This is a genomic window from Vibrio sp. MMG023, from assembly GCF_021654215.1.
GTDB lineage: Bacteria > Pseudomonadota > Gammaproteobacteria > Enterobacterales > Vibrionaceae > Vibrio > Vibrio jasicida.
Genome location: NZ_JAKFZP010000006.1, coordinates 447,085 through 466,514 on the forward strand (window position 1 = coordinate 447,085; position 19,430 = coordinate 466,514).

Here is a 19,430-nt window from a genome sequence, read left to right on the forward strand (position 1 = left end):
GTCTACTTTACGGGTTTCGTAAAAACCAACAAGTCACCAAAAGCAATTAATGACACTAATTTTTTTCCATAAATAAATCACCAATTTTATCAATAACTTAAAAGTTATAGAGAGAAATCGCATCGATCACGTATGGCAAATGTCTCACAAGGCTTCAAGCTATCTATCACTTTTATGTTTAACATTGAATAAGATCGAGATCACACAAAGCCACAAACAAAAATGCCCCAACCAATAGTTGGGGCATTTCTGTATAACTTTGCTCGAACGCGGTGTAGGGGCTTAGTGCAGACCGCCAACGTATTTCGACAGAACTTCGATGTCTTCGTCTGTCATTTTCTTTGCGATGTCACGCATCATGGCATTCATATCATTACCACGAGCACCATCACGGAACTTCTCTAACTGAGCTTTGATGTAGTCAGCTTGCTGACCAGAAATTTTAGGGAAACCTGAAAGCTCAGTGCCGTTACCACGAGGACCGTGACACGCGATACATGCGGTTAGACCACGCTCTGCATCACCAGCGGTGTAAAGTACCTTACCTTGCTCGACCACATTTTCAGGGGTTGAGCTCTCTGCAATAGGTAAAGAGGCATAGTAAGCAGATAGATCCGCGATGTCTTCATCACTTAGTGGCATAGCCATACCACTCATTACAGGATCGTAACGACCTTGTTTACCACCACTAGTCATACCTAGTTTTAGATCTTTTAATTGCTTCTCAAGATACTTAGCGTGTTGGCCTGCAAGATTCGGGTACATTGCTAGTGCACTGTTACCATCTGCTCCGTGACAGGCGACACAGGTTTGTGATTTTGCTTTACCAGCTTCAATATTACCTTGGGCCCATACTGAGCAACTGGCTAAAAGACTCAAAATTAGCGCTAATTTCTTCATGACATTCCATTATAATTATCAAGCTTCCAGTACCACGGAATGTGAACATACCGCGTACACTCATGGTACAATAGGCGACCTTATGCCGAGCACGGTTATTTTACACAATTTCACAAAAAAGTAATCAATCGACTACACAAAGTCGAGATGGAGTTAACAGTGAGCGTAAAAATTCATTACCAAAACACGCATTTCATCACCAGCGCACCCGATATTCGTCACTTACCGGAGGACGAAGGTGTCGAAATTGCGTTTGCAGGACGCTCAAACGCTGGTAAATCGAGTGCACTGAATCGCCTGACTAACCAAAAAAGTCTAGCGAAGACATCAAAGACCCCAGGTCGTACTCAATTGATCAACCTTTTCAAAGTACAAGAAGGTTGTCATATCGTCGATTTGCCAGGATACGGCTTCGCTCAAGTACCGGTTGAGATGAAGAACAAATGGCAAAAGTCATTAGGTGAATACCTACAGAAACGTGAGTGTCTAAAAGGTCTCGTGGTTCTAATGGACATTCGTCACCCAATGAAAGATCTCGACCAGCAAATGATTTTCTGGGCAATCGACAGCCGCATCCCTGTGCAAGTACTGCTGACTAAAGCTGACAAGCTAAAAAGCGGCGCTCGTAAACAGGTACTACTGAAAATTCGCAAACAAGCAGAGACGTTTGGTGGCGATGTATCGGTTGATGTGTTCTCTTCATTGAAAGGTCTGGGAGTTGATCAGCTTCGTGCCAAACTGGACGTTTGGTTTGCACCGGCAATCGCACACCTTCTTGAAGAAGACGAACAAGATGACGCTCAAGAGAGCAACGAAGAATAATTAACAAAATTTGTTAAATTTTTTCGACACAGCCCTGCCTTTTGGTGGGGCTTTTGCTTATCTGGGAGTAAGAAAGATGAATTTCAGGCAATAAAAATCCCCACCTTCCTGGCAGGGATAACGGGAGAGAAAAATTGGTAATTATTGTTATGTGGCGAAGCATTACTGAACTGAGATTCGATTTCAATAGGTTAAAAAGCAATCTTATCTTCTACCTCAAACCAAACACCCTCACCCACACGACACAATAGCCCTATTATTCATATAGTTAAGTTAAGCAGAACATCAAAAATACGTAACTTAGTTTCTTTCGAGAAAAAATAATAGTGTGACTGGCGTAAATTTACAGCATGAATAACGCAATAAATTGGAATGAAAAAGCTAGATTTGACAGTAACTTAGAGAGGTCTAAAGAAGTGCATTTTTGTGGACTATTTTAACTTATTGATCAAAAAGAAAAATTTTCTTTCGCCCAATAAAAAACGCCCCAGTCAAAAACTGACTGGGGCGGCTGAATCAGCCTAATCCAATAACGTGAAACAAAAGGTCTGAAAGATAGAACATCTTACCTCTGTACCCTACGAGAGATAATGTACAACAATTGGTCAGATTTGCAAAGAATTTTTGTAATTTTTTTTCATGAAAGTTTTATTAAGCAACAATAATTCTCACAATTGAATTGCTTTTTTATTAGCACAAAAAAGCCAGCGTTTGTGCGCTGGCTCATGTTTAATTAGTAAAATTGATTTAAAAGTGACTAGTGTGCTTGGTCCCAGTTATCACCGTGACCTGCTTCTGCCACTAGAGGCACTTTCAGTTCTGCTGCAGATTCCATCAAATTCTGTACTTTATTTTCAATTTCGGACAAAGAAGACTCTTCAACTTCAAAAACCAATTCATCGTGCACTTGCATGAGAAGTTTCACTCGACCATTACCTTCTTGCTGAATCCACTCATCCACTAATAACATCGCTTTCTTGATGATATCCGCAGCGGTACCCTGCATCGGCGCGTTAATCGCGGCACGCTCAGCAGCTTTACGACGCATACCGTTACGAGATTGAATTTCAGGAAGATGCAGACGGCGACCAAAAATCGTCTCTACGTAACCTTGTGCAGAAGCAGTACTACGCGTGTCTTCCATGTACTGCATTACACCAGGGTAACGTTCGAAGTACTTGTCCATGTAAGCCTGCGCTTCACCACGCGGAATACCGAGCTGTTTTGCTAAGCCAAATGCGCTCATTCCGTAAATCAAACCAAAGTTAACCGCTTTTGCACGACGACGCTGTTCACTTGAGACTTGGTCGATAGAAACACCCATGATTTCTGCCGCCGTTGCTGCATGGATATCTTTACCATCACGGAACGCATCAAGCAGCGCTTGGTCACCTGACAGGTGCGCCATAATACGCAATTCAATTTGAGAGTAGTCGACTGCCAAGATCTTATATCCCGTCGGTGCAATAAATGCCTGACGAATACGACGACCTTCTTCGTTACGAATTGGAATGTTCTGCAAGTTAGGATCGGTTGAAGATAGACGTCCCGTTGCAGTAACCGCTTGGTGGTAAGAAGTATGCACACGGCCCGTTGATGGGTTAATCATCTTCGGTAATTTGTCGGTGTACGTTGATTTTAACTTAGCCAGACCACGGTATTCCAAAATCAGTTTTGGTAGTGGGTAATCCAGAGCCAGTTCTTGCAGCACTTCTTCATTAGTAGAAGGCGTCCCTGATGGTGTCTTCTTGATGACTGGCAGACCCATTTTCTCAAACAGAAGTGCTTGCAACTGCTTCGGTGAGTTCATGTTGAACTCTTGCTCTGCAATCTCATAGGCTTTCTGCTCAAGCTCATCCAGACGTGCGGCGATCTCTACCGACTGCGCACTAAGCTTCATGTCATCAATCAGTACACCTGTGCGTTCAATGCGAGACAGCACTGGTACAAGTGGCATTTCGATTTCTTCGTATACGGTTTTTAGCCTCTCATCTTGCTCGATGTTGGCAAACAAACGGTTATGTAGACGAAGTGTCACGTCCGCATCTTCCGCTGCGTATGGTGAAGCTTCATCCAGATCGATTTGGTTGAAGGTCAGTTGATTCTTACCTTTACCTGCGATTTGCTCGAATGAAATGCAGCTGTGTTGTAGAAAGCGCAGTGCCAAGCTGTCCATATCGTGTTTGCCACCTACGCTGTTGTAAACGTAAGACGCTAACATAGTGTCGTGCTTGATACCTTTCATCTCAATGCCGTAGCGAGCTAGCACAGATGCGTCGTATTTTAAGTTTTGACCAACTTTCGATTGAGCTTCATCTTCAAGAATTGGCTTAAGTTGTTCGAGTACCCAATCACGATCAAGTTGCTGAGGCGCATCTAGATAGTCATGGGCCACTGGCACATAAGCCGCAATGCCTTCATCGGTCGCAAATGATAGACCTACTAGGTTTGCCACCATGTAATCTAGGCTGTCGGTTTCGGTATCAAACGCAAATAACTCAGACGCTTTTAGTTTGTCTAACCAAGCATTAAATGAAGCTTCATCCAGGATGGTTTCGTATTGGCTACGGTCGATTTTTACTGCTGAGGTGTCCATATCTGCTTTAGATGAAGCAGAACCACCACGCACTGCGCCGGTTGATTCATCCGCTTCTACGACACCTGTGCCGCCTTCTAATAACTCATTCAACCAAGACTTGAACGTCAACTGACCGTACAGTTTGATCAGCTCATCTGTGCTTGGCTCTGCTTTTAGCAATGATTCTGGCGTCTCTTCCAGCTCCACATCCAACTTGATGGTTGCCAACTCATAAGACATCATCGCATCGTCTTTGTTGTCCACAAGCTTCTTCGCCATGGTTTTGGAACCACGGAAACCAAGCGCAGCGATATCGTCGAGGTTTTCATACAGTTTAGTTAGACCGCCGATCCCCTGCAGAAGTGCAGTTGCAGTTTTATCACCAACACCCGGAACGCCGGGGATGTTGTCGACTTTATCGCCCATCAACGCTAGGTAATCGATGATCAGCTCTGGTGGAATACCAAACTTCTCAATCACCCCCTCACGATCCATCACGACGTTAGTCATGGTATTGATCAAGGTGACGTTATCATCGACAAGCTGAGCCATGTCTTTATCGCCTGTACTGATCAAAACCGGCATGCCCTGTTGTGATGCTTGATAAGCCAAAGTTCCGATAACATCATCAGCTTCTACGCCAGGAATACAGATCAGTGGCAGACCCATTGCACGAATGACGTTATGCAGTGGCTCAATTTGGCAACGAAGATCATCCGGCATTGGTGGACGGTTCGCTTTGTATTCTGGGTACATATCGTCTCGGAAGGTTTTACCCTTCGCATCGAAAACCACCGCAATGCGATCCGAAGCAAACTGACGCATCATACTGCGTAACATGTTCACCACACCGTAAACTGCGTTAGTTGGAATTTCACCGTTACTCATCGTGCCTGGGTAAGCGTGAAAAGCGCGATATAGATAAGAAGAACCGTCGATCAGAATCAACGGATTTTCAGGAATACTTGCCATAATTGTCTGTATCCAAATCAGTACTTAATAGATCTGCTTAGAATGCCATGACTGCTGATCCGAATCTATCTTGTTCGCTCGATCAAGTTCGCGGAAATTTTCCGATGTTATTCACGAAAAACACCTCTCACTGTGGATAACTCTGTTTATAGAAATTATCCACTGGTTATCCCATGGAAATAAAGACAGAAAAAAACAAAGATAAACCATTGTTTTAATGGAGATTATTTTAAAACAAAAGACAAGATCAACGATCCTAAAATGATCATGACATGTGGAAAAGTTGCCGATAGAGGCGTCAATTAGAAATCACAGAAAAGAAAAAAGCGACCCAATTGGGTCGCCTAGCAGAAGTGGTAAAGCTATTTCCATTTGTATGGCAGCTTAACCAAGAAGCTATAAATTACACTGGAAGCAATGTGAGCAATGTCGTGTCAAAAAGAATTAGTGCAAGTTCTGGGGAAAATGTTTCATTACCTTCTCAACACTCGGTTAATTAGCAATTCAACGTCCTTGTGAACTTTCCTCATTCCCTAAGACAGGTTTAATAATAATGATTCTCATTTAACAGTCAACACCTAAATGAGAAAAAATCTCATTTATTTTTTATAGCGCCTTAATGAAGTGCACTCTAGACTCACGTAAGTTCGGTTTTTCTTCAAACTTTTCAATAATGTATTCATTTCTTAGCAACAAGCGAAGCATGGCAGGGAATTGGTTACGAGATTTCACTTTTAAAGTTTTGTACCCCTGCTCTACTACCCATTCCTCTTGCGCTTCTAATAACATTTGCGCCACGCCTTCATTGCGCGCTTCTGGTGCTACGCCACCAAACCAACTGTAGAAGGTATATTCATCTAACTCGTAGCCGATTTTAAAACCTAGGATCGTCCCTGCTTTCTCAGCCACTAGGATTAAACTTTTTTTATCTCCTAGGCGCTCAGCCATGGATTCAACCGTCTCACCATGTGCAAACTCAGTAACACTAGCTACCACTTGGATCGCCTCTTCCAGCGTGCCTTCACGAATCAGCATTGTCATTGTCTTACTCTCCAGAAATAAATATACCCAAGTAACTTCAAGCCGTGTGTATTCCGTCTTGAGGTTACTTGGGTATATTCAGACCGACAACAATTGTCGGTCTGGCTTTTCTCATTGAGCGATAATTACTCGTCTGTCGCTTCTTGCGCTTTGACTAGGTGCTCTGCAGGTTGTGCGTTTTCTTCCGCTAGCCACTCTGCTACATCTTTCGCGAAGTAAGTCAGGATGCCATCTGCGCCTGCACGTTTGAAGCAAAGTAGAGATTCCATCACGGTCTCGCGCTCTTTTAGCCAACCATTCATGATGGCTGCTTTATGCATCGCGTACTCACCCGAAACTTGGTAAGCGAACGTTGGAACTTGAAGCTCAGTCTTAACACGGCGAACCACATCAAGGTAAGGCATGCCTGGCTTAACCATCACCATGTCAGCGCCTTCATTGATATCAAGAGCCACTTCATGTAGCGCTTCATCTGTATTCGCAGGGTCCATTTGGTAGTTTTTCTTGTTGCCGCCTTTTAGGTTCGCTGATGAACCAACGGCATCACGGAATGGACCGTAGTAGTTTGATGCGTATTTCGCAGAGTAAGCCATGATTTGAGTATGGATGTGACCCGCTTCTTCTAGTGCTTCACGGATTTTGCCGATACGACCATCCATCATGTCTGATGGTGCAACCACGTCAGCGCCTGCTTCTGCGTGAGAAAGCGCTTGTTTTACGAGAACTTCGGTTGTCTCATCATTCATCACGTAGCCATCTTCATCGATGATGCCGTCTTGGCCGTGAGTAGTGAACGGGTCGAGTGCCACATCTGTGATCACACCGATTTGAGGCACGTGCTCTTTTAATGCACGTACTGCGCGCTGAACCAAACCTTCAGGGTTGTAAGCTTCAGCAGCACATAAGCTTTTAGCGTCTTGGTTTACGACAGGGAAAAGCGCGATTGCTGGTACGCCTAGGTTTGCTAGGTATTGTGCTTCTTCTAGCATTAAATCAATCGACAAACGTTCTACACCCGGCATCGATTCAACACTTTCACGACGATCTTTGCCCATCAAAATGAACATTGGGTAAATCAGATCGTTTACTGAAACTTGGTTTTCAGCCATCAGACGACGACTAAAATCGTGCTTACGCATACGACGCATACGGCGTGCAGGGAATGGACCTTGAATTGATACAGACACCACTTTCTCCTTGTCTGGAAGGTTACGATGATCAAATCATCTGGTGGCAAAATCATATCACTCTTGATGCACCTTGCGAGCAGCAATATGGAAAAACGGCATGAAAAAAACCGAAAATGACCCAGCACTCACACTCAAGTATACTTCTCACTAATTCCATACACCGATGAACCATAGAGACCAACCATGATCGATACTCACGCTCATATTTACGCTAGCGAATTTGATAACGACCGCGACGAGGTGGTGAAACGTGCTTTAGAACAAGGCATTGATAGAATTCTGCTACCAAACATCGATCTTGAATCTATTGAGCCGATGCTAAAAACCGAGGCGGCTTATCCTGAGGTTTGTCGCTCAATGATGGGTCTGCATCCATGTTATGTAGATGGCAATGTTGAGCAAACACTAGAAATCATTCGTGGTTGGTTTGAAAAGCACAACTTCATTGCAGTGGGTGAAATCGGTATCGACCTGTACTGGGATAAAACCTTCCGCGCGGAACAAGAAATGGCGTTTGTGACTCAGTTAAACTGGGCAAAAGAGATGGATTTGCCTGTCGTTATCCACACACGTGACTCGATTGAAGAAACGCTGACCTTACTGCGTCAAGAACAAGACAGCCGCTTGCGTGGCGTATTCCATTGTTTCGGTGGCAGCGCAGAAGAAGCGCAAGCGCTCAATGAGCTAGGATTCCACTTAGGTCTAGGTGGTGTCTCTACGTTTAAAAACGGCGGCATGGATAAAGTTATCCCGCATCTGGACATGAATTGGGTGATTCTAGAGACAGACTGTCCTTACCTTGCACCTGTACCACATCGTGGTAAACGCAACGAGCCAGCTTATACTTCTCTAGTGGCGGCGCGCGTGGCCGAACTTCGTGGGGAAAGCCTTGAAGCTATCGACACCCGAACGACCAAAAACGCAGAAGCGCTGTTTAACTTAGGCTAAGATCTGCACTTATATAAATTACAATCAAACATTCTCTTATATTTCATAGCATTATATTTTAAAGTATAAATAACGTGCTATTGAGATATAACTCCTGCCCTTCTTAAAATATTGCCCACACATTCGACAAGGTGGGCAATCGATGAATACTTGCCAACATGGTATTTACTTAAAACGTCAAAAACGCACCCTACTGCAAAAGCTTATGGGTATCAAAGAGCTCTACGTGTGCACTAAATGCGGATATATCATTAAAGTTAAATAGTAATGTGGCGGTGATTCAAGCTTGTTATTTGAATTACTGACAAACAAAACACTTACACAGAAATATAATGAATATCGCATACGCTAAATGAAGCACTCCGCTATTCTGACCTTCTCATAAATAAAAACAAATTCTCTGCCTATACTTGCTGACGCATACTCATAAAAATGAATATGGATGTCTCAAAAATGTGTGAACATGGAATTTACTTACAACGTCGACCTAGAACTTTTATGCAAAAAATTTTAGGCATTAAGGAAGTGTACGTATGCTCTAAATGCGGCTACGTCCTAAAGCTTAGATAATTGGCTCAGCCCAAACCACAACTAAGGCGATTCTTATGGGTCGCCTCCCGCTCCCTCACACCTTCAAAAATTACAAATCGTTACACAGTCAAAGTTACTTCATCTCGTAACCTTTAAACTTGTTTTAAACGTCAGGCATATTTCCATTATCGATGATTAGAACTTTATTCTGTTAAATATGACCATATTGATTTGGTAGATAACCTATTGAACCATATACCGAAGCACCATTTAACATTGGAAGTAACATCACATAAAGTCTCCCAAATAAACAACAATAAGAATAGGGATATGTATGTGTAAACATGGCGGTTACTTGCAACGTCGGCAGCGTCACTTTTGGGAGAAACTATTGGGAGTTAAAGAGGTATATGTTTGCTCACGATGTGGATACATCAAGCGAGTGAGATAGTTTAGCTAGGTTTAGAAAACGAAAAAGCGGCTCGATAAAGCCGCTTTTCTCTATTGAGAAGGAGAGATTACTCTTCTCCTTCCGCCTCTTCCGTTTCATCTTTGCGAGTGTAGAACCGTGCGAAGAACAAGCCTACCTCAAACAGCAAACACATTGGGATTGCTAAAAGGGTTTGCGAGATCATATCCGGCGGCGTCAATAGCATGCCGACAATAAACGCACACACAATAATGTATGGACGCTTCTCTTTCAGATCTTGTGGTGTCGTTGCGCCTGTCCAACACAACAAGATAATCGCGACTGGTACTTCAAACGCAATACCAAACGCCATAAACAGCGCTAGTACAAAATCGAGATAGCTCGAAATGTCGGTTGCAAACTCTACTCCACCCAATGAGATAGCAGTAAAGAAGCCAAACACCAACGGAAATACCACGAAGTACGCGAACGCCACACCGCAGTAAAACAGCAACGAACTTGAGAACAACAATGGCATGATCAAACGACGTTCATGCTTGTACAAACCGGGCGCCACAAATGCCCAAACTTGGTACAAAATAAACGGCACCGCGACAAACACCGATGCGATAAGCGTTAGCTTCAGCGGTGTAAAGAAGGGTGAAGCCACATCGGTTGCGATCATCGTCGCGCCTTCAGGTAAACGCTCTACCAAAGGTGCAGAAACAAATTCATAAATGTGGTTGGAGAAATAAATTAGCCCAACAAACACGACCAATACTGCGGCAATTGCTTTTAGCAGTCGATTGCGAAGTTCTAATAAATGACTAATTAAAGGTTGTGTCTGCTCGACGGTAGACATGGCAAACCTCTTTTTAAAAACCAGATCAAAAAGGAGCTACCAATGTCTAGTAGCTCCTCCTAATGAGACTATTCGGCTTTCTTATCTGCCGCTGTAACCTTAATCTCTTCCGCTTTCTCAACGGTTTCAGTCGCTTTTGCAGCTTCTTGCGGCTCTGCGTCTGATTTGGTTGGTTCCGCGTAAGGGCGGTTTACAGATTGCGCGGCTTTCTTCAGTTCTTCAACAGAAGACTTTAGCTCAGGAGACAGATCATCCATCCCCATTTGCTCAGCTTTACGCAAGTTTTCTTGCAGTTCTTGGACTTTTAGCTCGTGTGACAATTCGTCTTTGACGCTATTTGCCATACTCTTCGCTGCTCCGACAAAACGAGAGACACTGCGGATGGCATGTGGCAAACGCTCGGGACCAAGAACAACCAGACCAACAACAGATATTAATACCAGTTCCCAAAAACCGATATCAAACACGTTTTACGCCTGCTCTTTGTCTTTTTTCGTTTCAGGAGCAGCTTCTTTCTTTTGCTGCTCTTCTAAACTTTTTGGCTCGAAGTCTGCGTCTTTGTCTTCTTTCTTCGCAGAATCATCTTCGCTCATCGCTTTCTTGAAGCCCTTAACGGCACCACCCAGATCGCCACCGATACCGCGCAGTTTCTTAGTTCCGAATAGCAATACAACAATTACAGCAATGATTAAAAGTTGCCAAACACTGATACCACCCATTCTTTTTACCTCGGGTCTTTAAACAAAATTATTTCAAGAGTTTAACGTCTATCGACGATAAGCTCGCCAACTAAGCAGCCAAAATGTGACACCTGCGATACCGCTGGCCATCGATAGCTGCTCATAAGCGTTATCCACCAATATTGCCGAGCATACGACTAAAGTGGCTCCAACACCAAATAAAAACTTTCCTGTCGCCTGCTGACGCTTGCTGTGACGGTAACCTTGATAAAGCTGATCCATGCGTTGATTCATGGCTTTACCTTGTTTAAGGCTATCGTAAAGCAGCTCCGGCAGTTCCGGCAACTTCTCTGCCCAAAACGGCGCACGGTCTTTAATGGCATTCACTAAAGCTTGCGGACCGACTTGGTTCATCATCCATTCTTCAAGGAAAGGTTTCGCGGTCTCCCACAAATCTAGTTGCGGGTACAACTGGCGACCCAGTCCTTCGACGTACAACAGCGTTTTTTGTAGCAATACAAGCTGCGGCTGCACTTCCATATTGAATCGACGCGCAGTGTTGAACAGATTCAACAGTACGTGACCGAAAGAGATTTCACACAGTGGTTTAGCAAAGATTGGTTCACACACGATGCGAATCGCAAATTCAAATTCATCGACATTGGTATCGGCAGGTACCCACCCCGAATCAACGTGCAATTCCGCTACGCGGCGGTAATCACGATTGAAGAAAGCGAGGAAGTTTTCCGCCAGATAGCGTTTGTCTTCACTGTTAAGTGTACCAACGATCCCGCAATCGAGCCCAATCCACATCGGATTATCTGGATGCTCCGGTTTAACGAAGACGTTGCCCGGGTGCATGTCGGCATGGAAAAAGCTGTCTCGGAACACCTGAGTGAAGAAGACACTAACACCGCGTTCCGCGAGCAATTTCATATTGGTGCCATTCGCTTCCAAGCCTTCAATATCAGAGACTTGGATGCCATATATTCGCTCAGAAACCATGACAGTTTCATTACTAAAGTCAGGAAAAACTTCTGGTACGTAAAGCTCTTCACTGCCTTCGAAGTTGCGACGCAGTTGAATCGCGTTCGCCGCTTCACGACGCAAATCGAGTTCATCAAGTAAGGTTTTTTCGTACTCACGAACCACTTCAACTGGTTTCAAACGACGTGCTTCAGGCATCGCTCCGGCGACTATACGCGCCATTCGGTGCATCAGTTTTAGATCTGAATCAATGACCGGACGAATATCTGGACGGATGACCTTTAATACCACTTCTTGGTTAGTGTCTTTTAATCGCGCAGTATGCACCTGAGCAATCGACGCAGACGCTAACGGTTTGATATCAAATTCAGTAAACCAGTTTTCTAATGGACCGCCCAGAGCGAGTTCCATTTGTTCTTTCGCTAACTGCCCATCAAATGGCGCAACTTGGTCTTGTAAAAGCGCAAGAGGATCAGCGATATGTGGAGGGAAAAGGTCACGGCGGGTCGACATCATCTGACCAAACTTAATCCAAACCGGACCTAGTTCTTGCAGAGCGAGACGAAGACGCTCACCTAACGGTTTCTCTGGGTGCTTGTTCTTAATCCAGAATAAGCTTTTGCGCATCAAAAGCGGCGCTTTGGTCAGTTGATGATCAGGCAACAACTCATCCAAGCCGTATTCCAGCTGAACTTTAATGATTTGATATAAGCGCTTTATTTCTGCTGGCGTCATGAGTTCTCCAGCGCAGGCTTATCCGAGTCGAACTTATTTAGTAGTACGTTTAGGCGCGCTTCGACACGAGAAGCTTGACTGCGAACGTCATCCACTTGGTCACAGAAGTGGGCGATTTCCAGCGGTGCTGGCGCCAGTTTCCACTCTTCTGTTACCACTTGAGCAAGGTGGCGTTGGTGTTTTTCCGCTTGAGAAGCAAAGAAACCGCCGACGTTTTTGGTGCCTTGCACAAAGGTATGTGCCACGACATCCCCCGTCACTCGAGACAGCCACTCTTCAATATCTGGCTTGCAATCGACCATCAATTGAGAGAATTTCTGTGCAAGTTGGATGTCACCTTCAAGCTCAAGTTTGTCTTGCTTGATAAGGCGAGTGATGTTGGCTTGATCGCGCAGCTCAGGAAGTACGCTTAGATTCAGCGACAGATAACAATCTGGCTGACCTTCGTAATTGCCCAAAACATCGATTTGCTGGCTGAAGATGAACGTCAGCGTCTTATTGATTTCTTTGAGGTGAATTTGAATCACCTGACCTTTAAGACGTGACAAACGACGACCCAATTCAGGATCGTCTTTAATCAGCGTATTTAGTGTCGTTTCAATAACGGCAGTGATAAGAGGTTCAAATGGCATACCGCTTATCCTTAGAACTTGTAGCCGCGGTGCAGCGCCACAATACCACCCGTTAGGTTGTAGTATTTGGTGTTTTCGAAGCCCGCTTCTTTCATCATGCCTTCCAGTGTTTCTTGGTCTGGGTGCATACGGATAGATTCTGCTAGGTAACGGTAGCTGTCTGCGTCATTTGCCACTAGCTCACCCATTTTTGGCAATAGGTGGAACGAGTACGCGTCGTACACTTTTGATAGTGGGTCTAGGATTGGTTTTGAGAACTCAAGTACCAACAAACGACCACCTGGCTTCAATACGCGGAACATAGAGCGCAGCGCTTTGTCTTTATCGGTGACGTTACGTAGACAGAAGCTGATAGTGATCACGTCAAAGTAATCATCTGGGAACGGCAGTTCTTCTGCGTTCGCTTGAACGTAATGCACGTTACCCACAATGCCGTTATCACGCAGTTTGTCACGACCGACATTCAGCATTGAATTGTTGATGTCCGCAAGGATCACGTGACCTTGGTCGCCAACAATGCGTGAGAATTTCGCTGTTAAATCGCCTGTACCACCACCTAGATCGAGAACGCGTTGTCCCGGACGAGCGCCACTGCAATCAATAGTAAAACGCTTCCAAAGGCGGTGAACACCACCTGACATCAAGTCATTCATGATGTCGTATTTTGCTGCCACTGAGTGGAAAACTTCGGCAACTTTGGTCACTTTTTCGTCTTTTGCCACTGTGGTAAAACCAAAGTGGGTAGTGTCGTTATCTAACGCTGTATTTGATTGCACACTTGTGTCCGTCATTCTGATTCCTCTTGGGCAGCACTTTTTCACTTCGGGGCGGTTGATAACAAATAGGGTCGCCCACTGTACTGCGGGCGATTAGTTTACTTTATCCTCAGCCGGATGTCTTTCTACTAAAGAAGCATTTTCCGAAAATGACTCTGTCTGCGCCAACTGAGCAAGATCTGGCGAGATTGGACGTTTTACTTCCACTCCTAGTTGCTTAAAGCTTTCCGCTTGACGGATCACGTTGCCTCGCCCTGTTGCTAGCTTATTCATTGCGCCTTGGTACGTTTGGTTGGCTTTGTCTAGTGCACCGCCCAGCCCTTCCATATCATCAACAAACAAACGCAGTTTGTCGTACAATTTTGCCGCTCGTTCAGCGATCAACTGAGCGTTTTCATTTTGGCGTTCGTTACGCCACAAGTTATCTATCGTACGTAGCGCCACCAGCAAAGTGGTCGGGCTGACCAAAATAATGTTTTGCTCCATCGCGTCTTTGACCAAGCTCGGGTCAGCTTGTATCGCCACTTGAAATGCAGGTTCCACCGGAATAAACATCAGTACGTAGTCTAGGCTCTGAATGCCTTTTAGCTGATGGTAATCTTTAAGGCTCAAGCCTTTGATGTGCGCGCGCAGCGCGGCTAGGTGATCGCTCAGCGCCTGATCTCGTTGAATGTCGTTTTCTGCGTTGAAGTAGCGCTCGTACGCCACCAGCGCCATTTTCGAATCGACCACCACTTGTTTGTTTTGCGGTAAGTGAACTATCACATCCGGCTGATAGCGTTTGCCTGCTTCGTTTTGCAAGCTCACCTGAGTTTGGTACTCGTGCCCTTCACGCAAACCAGATTCTGCCAACACACGAGCCAGAACCACTTCACCCCAGTTGCCTTGCTGCTTGTTGTCACCTTTCAGAGCTTGAGTCAGATTGACCGCTTCTCGGGTCATATGCTCATTCAAACGTTGCAGGTTCTTCAACTCATGCACCAAGGTGTGACGCTCTTTGGCTTCTTGGCTAAAGCTGTCGTTAACTTGTTTCTTGAACCCTTCCAGTTGCTCTTTGAGTGGAGACAGCAAACCTTCCAAACTCTGACGGTTTTGCATGTCGACTTTGGCGGTTTTCTCTTCAAACAACTGATTCGCTAGGTGTTCAAATTGCTGCTTCAAACGCACTTCTGCTTGCTCAAGAATTTGCAGTTTTTCAGCATTGGCTTGGTTGATTTGTTCGTGTCGCGCTTGCTGCTCACCAAGCTGGGTTTCAAGACGCGATTTGTGTTCACGCATCTGTCCTAGCTCATCAAAATACTGCTGACGCTCTTGCTTCACCGCTTCGAAATAGCGCAGCTTTTCCATCGCGGCCATCAATTTACCGTGAGTTTGGCGCACTTCGAATGCTGCTTTGTCGCGCTCGTCATCAAGCTCATCCAATTCTTGCTGTGCTTCGGCAAGGCTTTGCTTCACCTGTTCAAGTTGTTGTTGATGAAGCTGTTTTTCAGAGGAGAGCTGTTGTTCGAGCAATTGAGTTTGCGTGGCAAAGCGTTGTTTAACCCACCAACCCACTGCAACACCGCTGATGGTCGCGGTAAAAAGAGAAGACAGAATGAGAGATTGATGCTCAAGAATCCATTGCATAATAGCGAGTTAGCCTGTGTTTTTTATCTTTAATAATGGTATTTACATACTGGATAAATGTCCAGTTTGTTGGATGAAAAATCCTCGCATACACTAGGCGCTCCGTACAACATACTCACACCTGCTCAAACCAACAGCGATGAGCGGTACATCATCACACAGAGGCATCATGAACGAGCGTCGCGCCCTAGGATTTGGGCTATCAGCGGTATTACTTTGGTCAACAGTAGCGACCGCATTTAAATTGACTTTGGCGGAATTCTCACCGATTCAGATGCTTACCATGGCGAGTATTGTTTCGGCTATCGCACTTATCACTGTGTGTGGTGCACAGGGCAAGCTCAACCAACTGGGTAACACATTTTTATCTAACCCTTGGTATTACCTATTGCTTGGTTTGATTAACCCACTGGCTTATTACCTGATCTTATTCAAAGCTTATGACTTGCTACCTGCGTCTCAAGCACAAGCAATTAACTACAGTTGGGCAATCACCCTTACCTTAATGGCGGCGGTTTTCTTGGGTCAGAAAATCCGAGGTAAAGACTGGATCGCTTGTGGTTTTAGTTACCTCGGCGTGATTGTGATTGCGACTAAAGGTAATGTGCTAGGAATGGATTTTGAAAGCCCACTGGGTGTTGGCTTGGCATTACTTTCGACCCTGCTTTGGGCAAGCTACTGGATTCTTAATACCAAAAACAAAGCCGACCCTGTGGTAGGTGTCTTACTTGGCTTCTTGGTTGCGATTCCATTTGCGATTGGTTTAAGTGTTTATGAAGGCGCGAATTGGGGCCAAATCACAGCCAAAGGCTGGGCAGCAGTGACTTATGTCGGCTTGTTTGAAATGGGCATCACCTTTGTATTGTGGTTATCCGCACTCAAACTGACCGAAAATACCGCGCGTATCAGCAACCTAATTTTCGCTTCACCATTTATATCTTTAATGCTGCTTGCCACCATCATTGGCGAAGACATTCATCCATCCACTTTGATTGGCTTGGTATTGATCATCAGCGGCTTAGTCATTCAGCAAGTGAAGTTTGGCAGAAAGCAAAAAAAAGCGAATACTGCCCAGTAGCCACATCCGAAACCATTGCAAAAATGAGACGGAATTTATAAAAAAGAGAGCTAGCTAACAGTTTACTCGATTAATGAAGTGTTCCTTGCTTGGATTTGTTCGGGCTTTGGATACGATATAGCCAAAGCCCGATATGAACGTCTAATCAGATGTTAACAACACAAATCCAAGGGCGCTCAGGATGCTTTATTAACTATGTTTCGCTTCGCTATCTCTCCTGCATTGATGACAGACTGGAAACTCGCTCTGCAACAGTGCTGTGATGCCACTAAGGCGCACGGTCAGCTCTATAAATTTAGCTACACTCATCAATGGCGATTGAGTGAAGTCGCCACATCACCGCAGCACCACCGCGAAATTGTAGCGATTTTAGATATCGCGACCGACCGATTCCAACCTGCTCACTTCGATGCTGAACAAGTTTCCTTTGAGTCACAAACATTAAGCTACTGCCCTGTTTGGTTGCCCAACGGAAAATTGTTTGCAGCTCTGGCTTTGGTTCATCCAAACCAACAGAAGCAAACGGTGGCGGCTTGGTTAAGCGCCATCGCTGGACGAATTAGCTTTGACATAAGCCAAACCTACCTTAAAGAACAACAGCGCCATCAAGTTCAATTGCCAGAATCGCTGCCGACCCTGCAAGAGTTCATCGATTGTTTAGAAGATCATACGTGGATAAAGAGTACCGACGGTCGCTATGCCATGACCAATCGCAGCGTGGAAAACTCATGGCAAATGACCGGCAGCGACATTGTTGGTAAGAATGACTTTGAATTGTTCAGCAGCAAACGAGCTAAGAAGTTCATCGACACCGACCAATTAGTGATCGCGACAGGCAGCCAAAACACCGTTGAAGAATGCACCCTGATAGATGACAACAACAACCCCACTTGGCTTGAAACCATCAAATCACCGATCCGAGATCACAGTGGTGAATTAATTGGTATTTTGGGGATGACAAGAAACGTCACACGCCGAAAAATGGTCGAAACTCAGCTCTCACTCGCATCGAAAATCTTCGACAACTCCCATGAAGGTATGGTGATTACTGACCGCAAAGCGAACATCCTCGATGTAAACAGTGCCTTTACTCATATTACAGGCTATGCAGCCGAAGAAGTGATTGGTAAGAATCCTAATATTCTGCGCTCAGGGCATCATGATGGAGCCTTTTACAAGACACTTTGGCACCAGTTAGAAACCAAAGGCCAATGGAAAGGCGAATTCATCAACCGCAAAAAAGATGGCAGTATTTACCCGCAATTAGCCACTATCAGTGCGGTGATGGACGATAAAAATCATCTGATAAACTACATCTGCGTGTTCGAAGACATCTCAGTACGTAAAGCGCACGAAGAAAAGCTGCAACGCATGGCATTTTATGACCCACTAACAAACCTTCCCAACCGAACACATCTGATTAGCCTTCTCGAGCAACACATTGAAAGTGGACAAAAGCACGACCACGCCTTTGCAACGTTATTCCTCGACATTGACCATTTCAAACACATCAACGACAGCATGGGGCACTTCTGTGGTGATCAATTACTAACGAAACTCGCAGAACGTTTTCAAGAAGTCCTACATTTACGCGCGCACATTGCACGAATAGGCGGTGATGAGTTTGTCATCATATTGCCGAATATCGTCTCTGACTCACAACTTATCGACACCATTGAAGACATTCTTAGCTTATTCAATCGACCTTTTGAAGTCAGTAAAGACGAAGCGTTACGCATCTCCACCAGCGTGGGCGTAGCACGTTACCCGCAAGATGGCCAAGACAGCGAAACCTTGTTGAAGAATGCAGACACCGCTATGTACTTGGCGAAGAAAAACGGTCGAAATGGCTACGCATTTTACTCTCCAGACTTAACAGATAAGTCGGTCACTCATGTCAGAATGCAATCGGCCTTGCATGAAGCCATCGAGAAAAACCAACTGCATTTGGCATACCAACCGCAATACAACCTCAGTGAGAACGAGTTGGTTGGCGTCGAAGCATTACTGCGCTGGCAGCACCCAGAGCTTGGGGTTATTTCTCCGGCAGACTTCATTCCAATTGCAGAAAAAACAGGCCTTATTCAAAGCATTGGGAAATGGGTACTTGAACAAGCATGTTTACAAGGGCGAGCTTGGCTAGATAGCGGCATTGATTTTGGTAAGCTCGCGGTTAACGTATCGGCACTCCAACTTCAGCAATCCGATTTTATTACTAAGCTGGGCGTCATTCTTAAAGAGACAAAATTCCCAGCTCATCGTTTAGAGTTAGAAATCACCGAAAGCTTCTTATTAATAGATCCACAACAAGCGATCGCATCACTTAACTTACTGCGCGAGCTAGGTATTGAGATTTCTTTGGATGACTTTGGTACTGGTTATTCGTCATTGTCGTACTTGAAAGGCTTACCAATCAATAAGCTGAAAATCGACCGTTCTTTTGTTAGCGATCTACCAAGCAACACCGACAGCAACGCGATTGTGAATGCCATCATCGCCATGGGCCAAACCCTATCACTTAAGGTAGTCGCGGAAGGCATCGAAACCGACGAACAAGCACAATACCTATATGAGCACGGCTGTATCTACGGGCAAGGCTTCCGTTTTAGCGCCCCAGTTCGCGCCGAGAAGTTGTTCAAATAAAAAGACCGAGCATTTGCTCG

The 19,430-nt window shown here is 44.9% G+C and carries 15 protein-coding genes; 4 read left to right on the forward strand and 11 right to left on the reverse strand.

What is annotated here, in order from left to right:
• Positions 1-282: 282 nt before the first annotated feature.
• Complete coding sequence (locus L1076_RS20735; protein WP_038877007.1) at positions 283-900, reverse strand: c-type cytochrome; 618 nt, start codon at positions 898-900, stop codon at positions 283-285.
• Positions 901-1,059: 159 nt separating this feature from the next.
• On the opposite strand from L1076_RS20735, the gene yihA reads away from it, so the two are divergent.
• A complete protein-coding gene (yihA, locus tag L1076_RS20740; RefSeq protein WP_038870014.1) occupies positions 1,060-1,722 on the forward strand; it encodes a ribosome biogenesis GTP-binding protein YihA/YsxC in 663 nt (220 codons plus the stop codon).
• Positions 1,723-2,479: 757 nt separating this feature from the next.
• On the opposite strand, the gene polA is transcribed toward yihA, so the two are convergent.
• The 3 genes from polA to hemB form a co-directional block, all read right to left on the reverse strand.
• Positions 2,480-5,272, reverse strand: a complete 2,793-nt coding sequence (gene polA, locus L1076_RS20745; protein WP_054756342.1) for a DNA polymerase I — start codon at positions 5,270-5,272, stop codon at positions 2,480-2,482.
• A gap of 606 nt (positions 5,273-5,878) precedes the next feature.
• Complete coding sequence (locus L1076_RS20750) at positions 5,879-6,313, reverse strand: GNAT family N-acetyltransferase (protein WP_045409244.1); 435 nt, start codon at positions 6,311-6,313, stop codon at positions 5,879-5,881.
• A gap of 125 nt (positions 6,314-6,438) precedes the next feature.
• The gene (gene hemB / locus L1076_RS20755) at positions 6,439-7,500 is read right to left on the reverse strand and encodes a porphobilinogen synthase (RefSeq protein WP_045409241.1); all 1,062 of its coding nucleotides are present in this window, start codon (positions 7,498-7,500) and stop codon (positions 6,439-6,441) included.
• A 186-nt stretch (positions 7,501-7,686) separates the two neighbouring features.
• Here hemB and L1076_RS20760 point away from each other — a divergent pair, with 186 nt between their 5' ends.
• Complete coding sequence (locus L1076_RS20760; protein WP_237304383.1) at positions 7,687-8,451, forward strand: TatD family hydrolase; 765 nt, start codon at positions 7,687-7,689, stop codon at positions 8,449-8,451.
• Between the two features lie 1,049 nt (positions 8,452-9,500).
• Here the strand turns inward: L1076_RS20760 and tatC are convergent.
• From tatC to rmuC, 7 genes are all read right to left on the reverse strand, one after another.
• A complete protein-coding gene (gene tatC, locus L1076_RS20765) occupies positions 9,501-10,253 on the reverse strand; it encodes a twin-arginine translocase subunit TatC (protein WP_045409238.1) in 753 nt (250 codons plus the stop codon).
• Between the two features lie 68 nt (positions 10,254-10,321).
• The gene (tatB, locus tag L1076_RS20770; protein ID WP_038870003.1) at positions 10,322-10,720 is read right to left on the reverse strand and encodes a Sec-independent protein translocase protein TatB; all 399 of its coding nucleotides are present in this window, start codon (positions 10,718-10,720) and stop codon (positions 10,322-10,324) included.
• 3 nt (positions 10,721-10,723) lie between these two features.
• The gene (gene tatA / locus L1076_RS20775) at positions 10,724-10,972 is read right to left on the reverse strand and encodes a Sec-independent protein translocase subunit TatA (protein WP_038870001.1); all 249 of its coding nucleotides are present in this window, start codon (positions 10,970-10,972) and stop codon (positions 10,724-10,726) included.
• Positions 10,973-11,020: 48 nt separating this feature from the next.
• Positions 11,021-12,655, reverse strand: coding sequence for a ubiquinone biosynthesis regulatory protein kinase UbiB (gene ubiB, locus L1076_RS20780; RefSeq protein ID WP_045409236.1), 1,635 nt, complete (start codon positions 12,653-12,655; stop codon positions 11,021-11,023).
• Entirely contained in the window at positions 12,652-13,287 is a 636-nt protein-coding gene (locus tag L1076_RS20785; protein WP_042604062.1) for an SCP2 domain-containing protein, read from the reverse strand. The genes ubiB and L1076_RS20785 overlap by 4 nt, the downstream gene beginning before the upstream one ends.
• 11 nt (positions 13,288-13,298) lie before the next feature.
• Complete coding sequence (gene ubiE / locus L1076_RS20790; protein WP_038869997.1) at positions 13,299-14,078, reverse strand: bifunctional demethylmenaquinone methyltransferase/2-methoxy-6-polyprenyl-1,4-benzoquinol methylase UbiE; 780 nt, start codon at positions 14,076-14,078, stop codon at positions 13,299-13,301.
• Positions 14,079-14,156: 78 nt separating this feature from the next.
• A complete protein-coding gene (gene rmuC, locus L1076_RS20795) occupies positions 14,157-15,689 on the reverse strand; it encodes a DNA recombination protein RmuC (protein ID WP_237304384.1) in 1,533 nt (510 codons plus the stop codon).
• A 169-nt stretch (positions 15,690-15,858) separates the two neighbouring features.
• Here rmuC and L1076_RS20800 point away from each other — a divergent pair, with 169 nt between their 5' ends.
• Positions 15,859-16,767: a DMT family transporter gene (locus tag L1076_RS20800; RefSeq protein WP_039975934.1), complete on the forward strand. Its 909-nt coding sequence runs from the start codon at positions 15,859-15,861 to the stop codon at positions 16,765-16,767.
• Between the two features lie 195 nt (positions 16,768-16,962).
• Positions 16,963-19,410 (forward strand): GGDEF and EAL domain-containing protein, encoded by a 2,448-nt coding sequence (locus L1076_RS20805; RefSeq protein ID WP_237304385.1) that lies wholly within the window; start codon positions 16,963-16,965, stop codon positions 19,408-19,410.
• Positions 19,411-19,430 lie beyond the last annotated feature (20 nt).

What these genes read in the sequence shown, in the direction of transcription:
- L1076_RS20735 (WP_038877007.1), bottom strand. Translation starts at nt 900, where the DNA reads ATGAAGAAATTAGCGCTAATTTTGAGTCTTTTAGCCAGTTGCTCAGTA.
- polA (WP_054756342.1), bottom strand. Translation starts at nt 5,272, where the DNA reads ATGGCAAGTATTCCTGAAAATCCGTTGATTCTGATCGACGGTTCTTCT.
- L1076_RS20750 (WP_045409244.1), bottom strand. Translation starts at nt 6,313, where the DNA reads ATGACAATGCTGATTCGTGAAGGCACGCTGGAAGAGGCGATCCAAGTG.
- L1076_RS20760 (WP_237304383.1), top strand. Translation starts at nt 7,687, where the DNA reads ATGATCGATACTCACGCTCATATTTACGCTAGCGAATTTGATAACGAC.
- tatC (WP_045409238.1), bottom strand. Translation starts at nt 10,253, where the DNA reads ATGTCTACCGTCGAGCAGACACAACCTTTAATTAGTCATTTATTAGAA.
- tatA (WP_038870001.1), bottom strand. Translation starts at nt 10,972, where the DNA reads ATGGGTGGTATCAGTGTTTGGCAACTTTTAATCATTGCTGTAATTGTT.
- ubiB (WP_045409236.1), bottom strand. Translation starts at nt 12,655, where the DNA reads ATGACGCCAGCAGAAATAAAGCGCTTATATCAAATCATTAAAGTTCAG.
- L1076_RS20785 (WP_042604062.1), bottom strand. Translation starts at nt 13,287, where the DNA reads ATGCCATTTGAACCTCTTATCACTGCCGTTATTGAAACGACACTAAAT.
- ubiE (WP_038869997.1), bottom strand. Translation starts at nt 14,078, where the DNA reads ATGACGGACACAAGTGTGCAATCAAATACAGCGTTAGATAACGACACT.
- rmuC (WP_237304384.1), bottom strand. Translation starts at nt 15,689, where the DNA reads ATGCAATGGATTCTTGAGCATCAATCTCTCATTCTGTCTTCTCTTTTT.
- L1076_RS20800 (WP_039975934.1), top strand. Translation starts at nt 15,859, where the DNA reads ATGAACGAGCGTCGCGCCCTAGGATTTGGGCTATCAGCGGTATTACTT.
- L1076_RS20805 (WP_237304385.1), top strand. Translation starts at nt 16,963, where the DNA reads ATGTTTCGCTTCGCTATCTCTCCTGCATTGATGACAGACTGGAAACTC.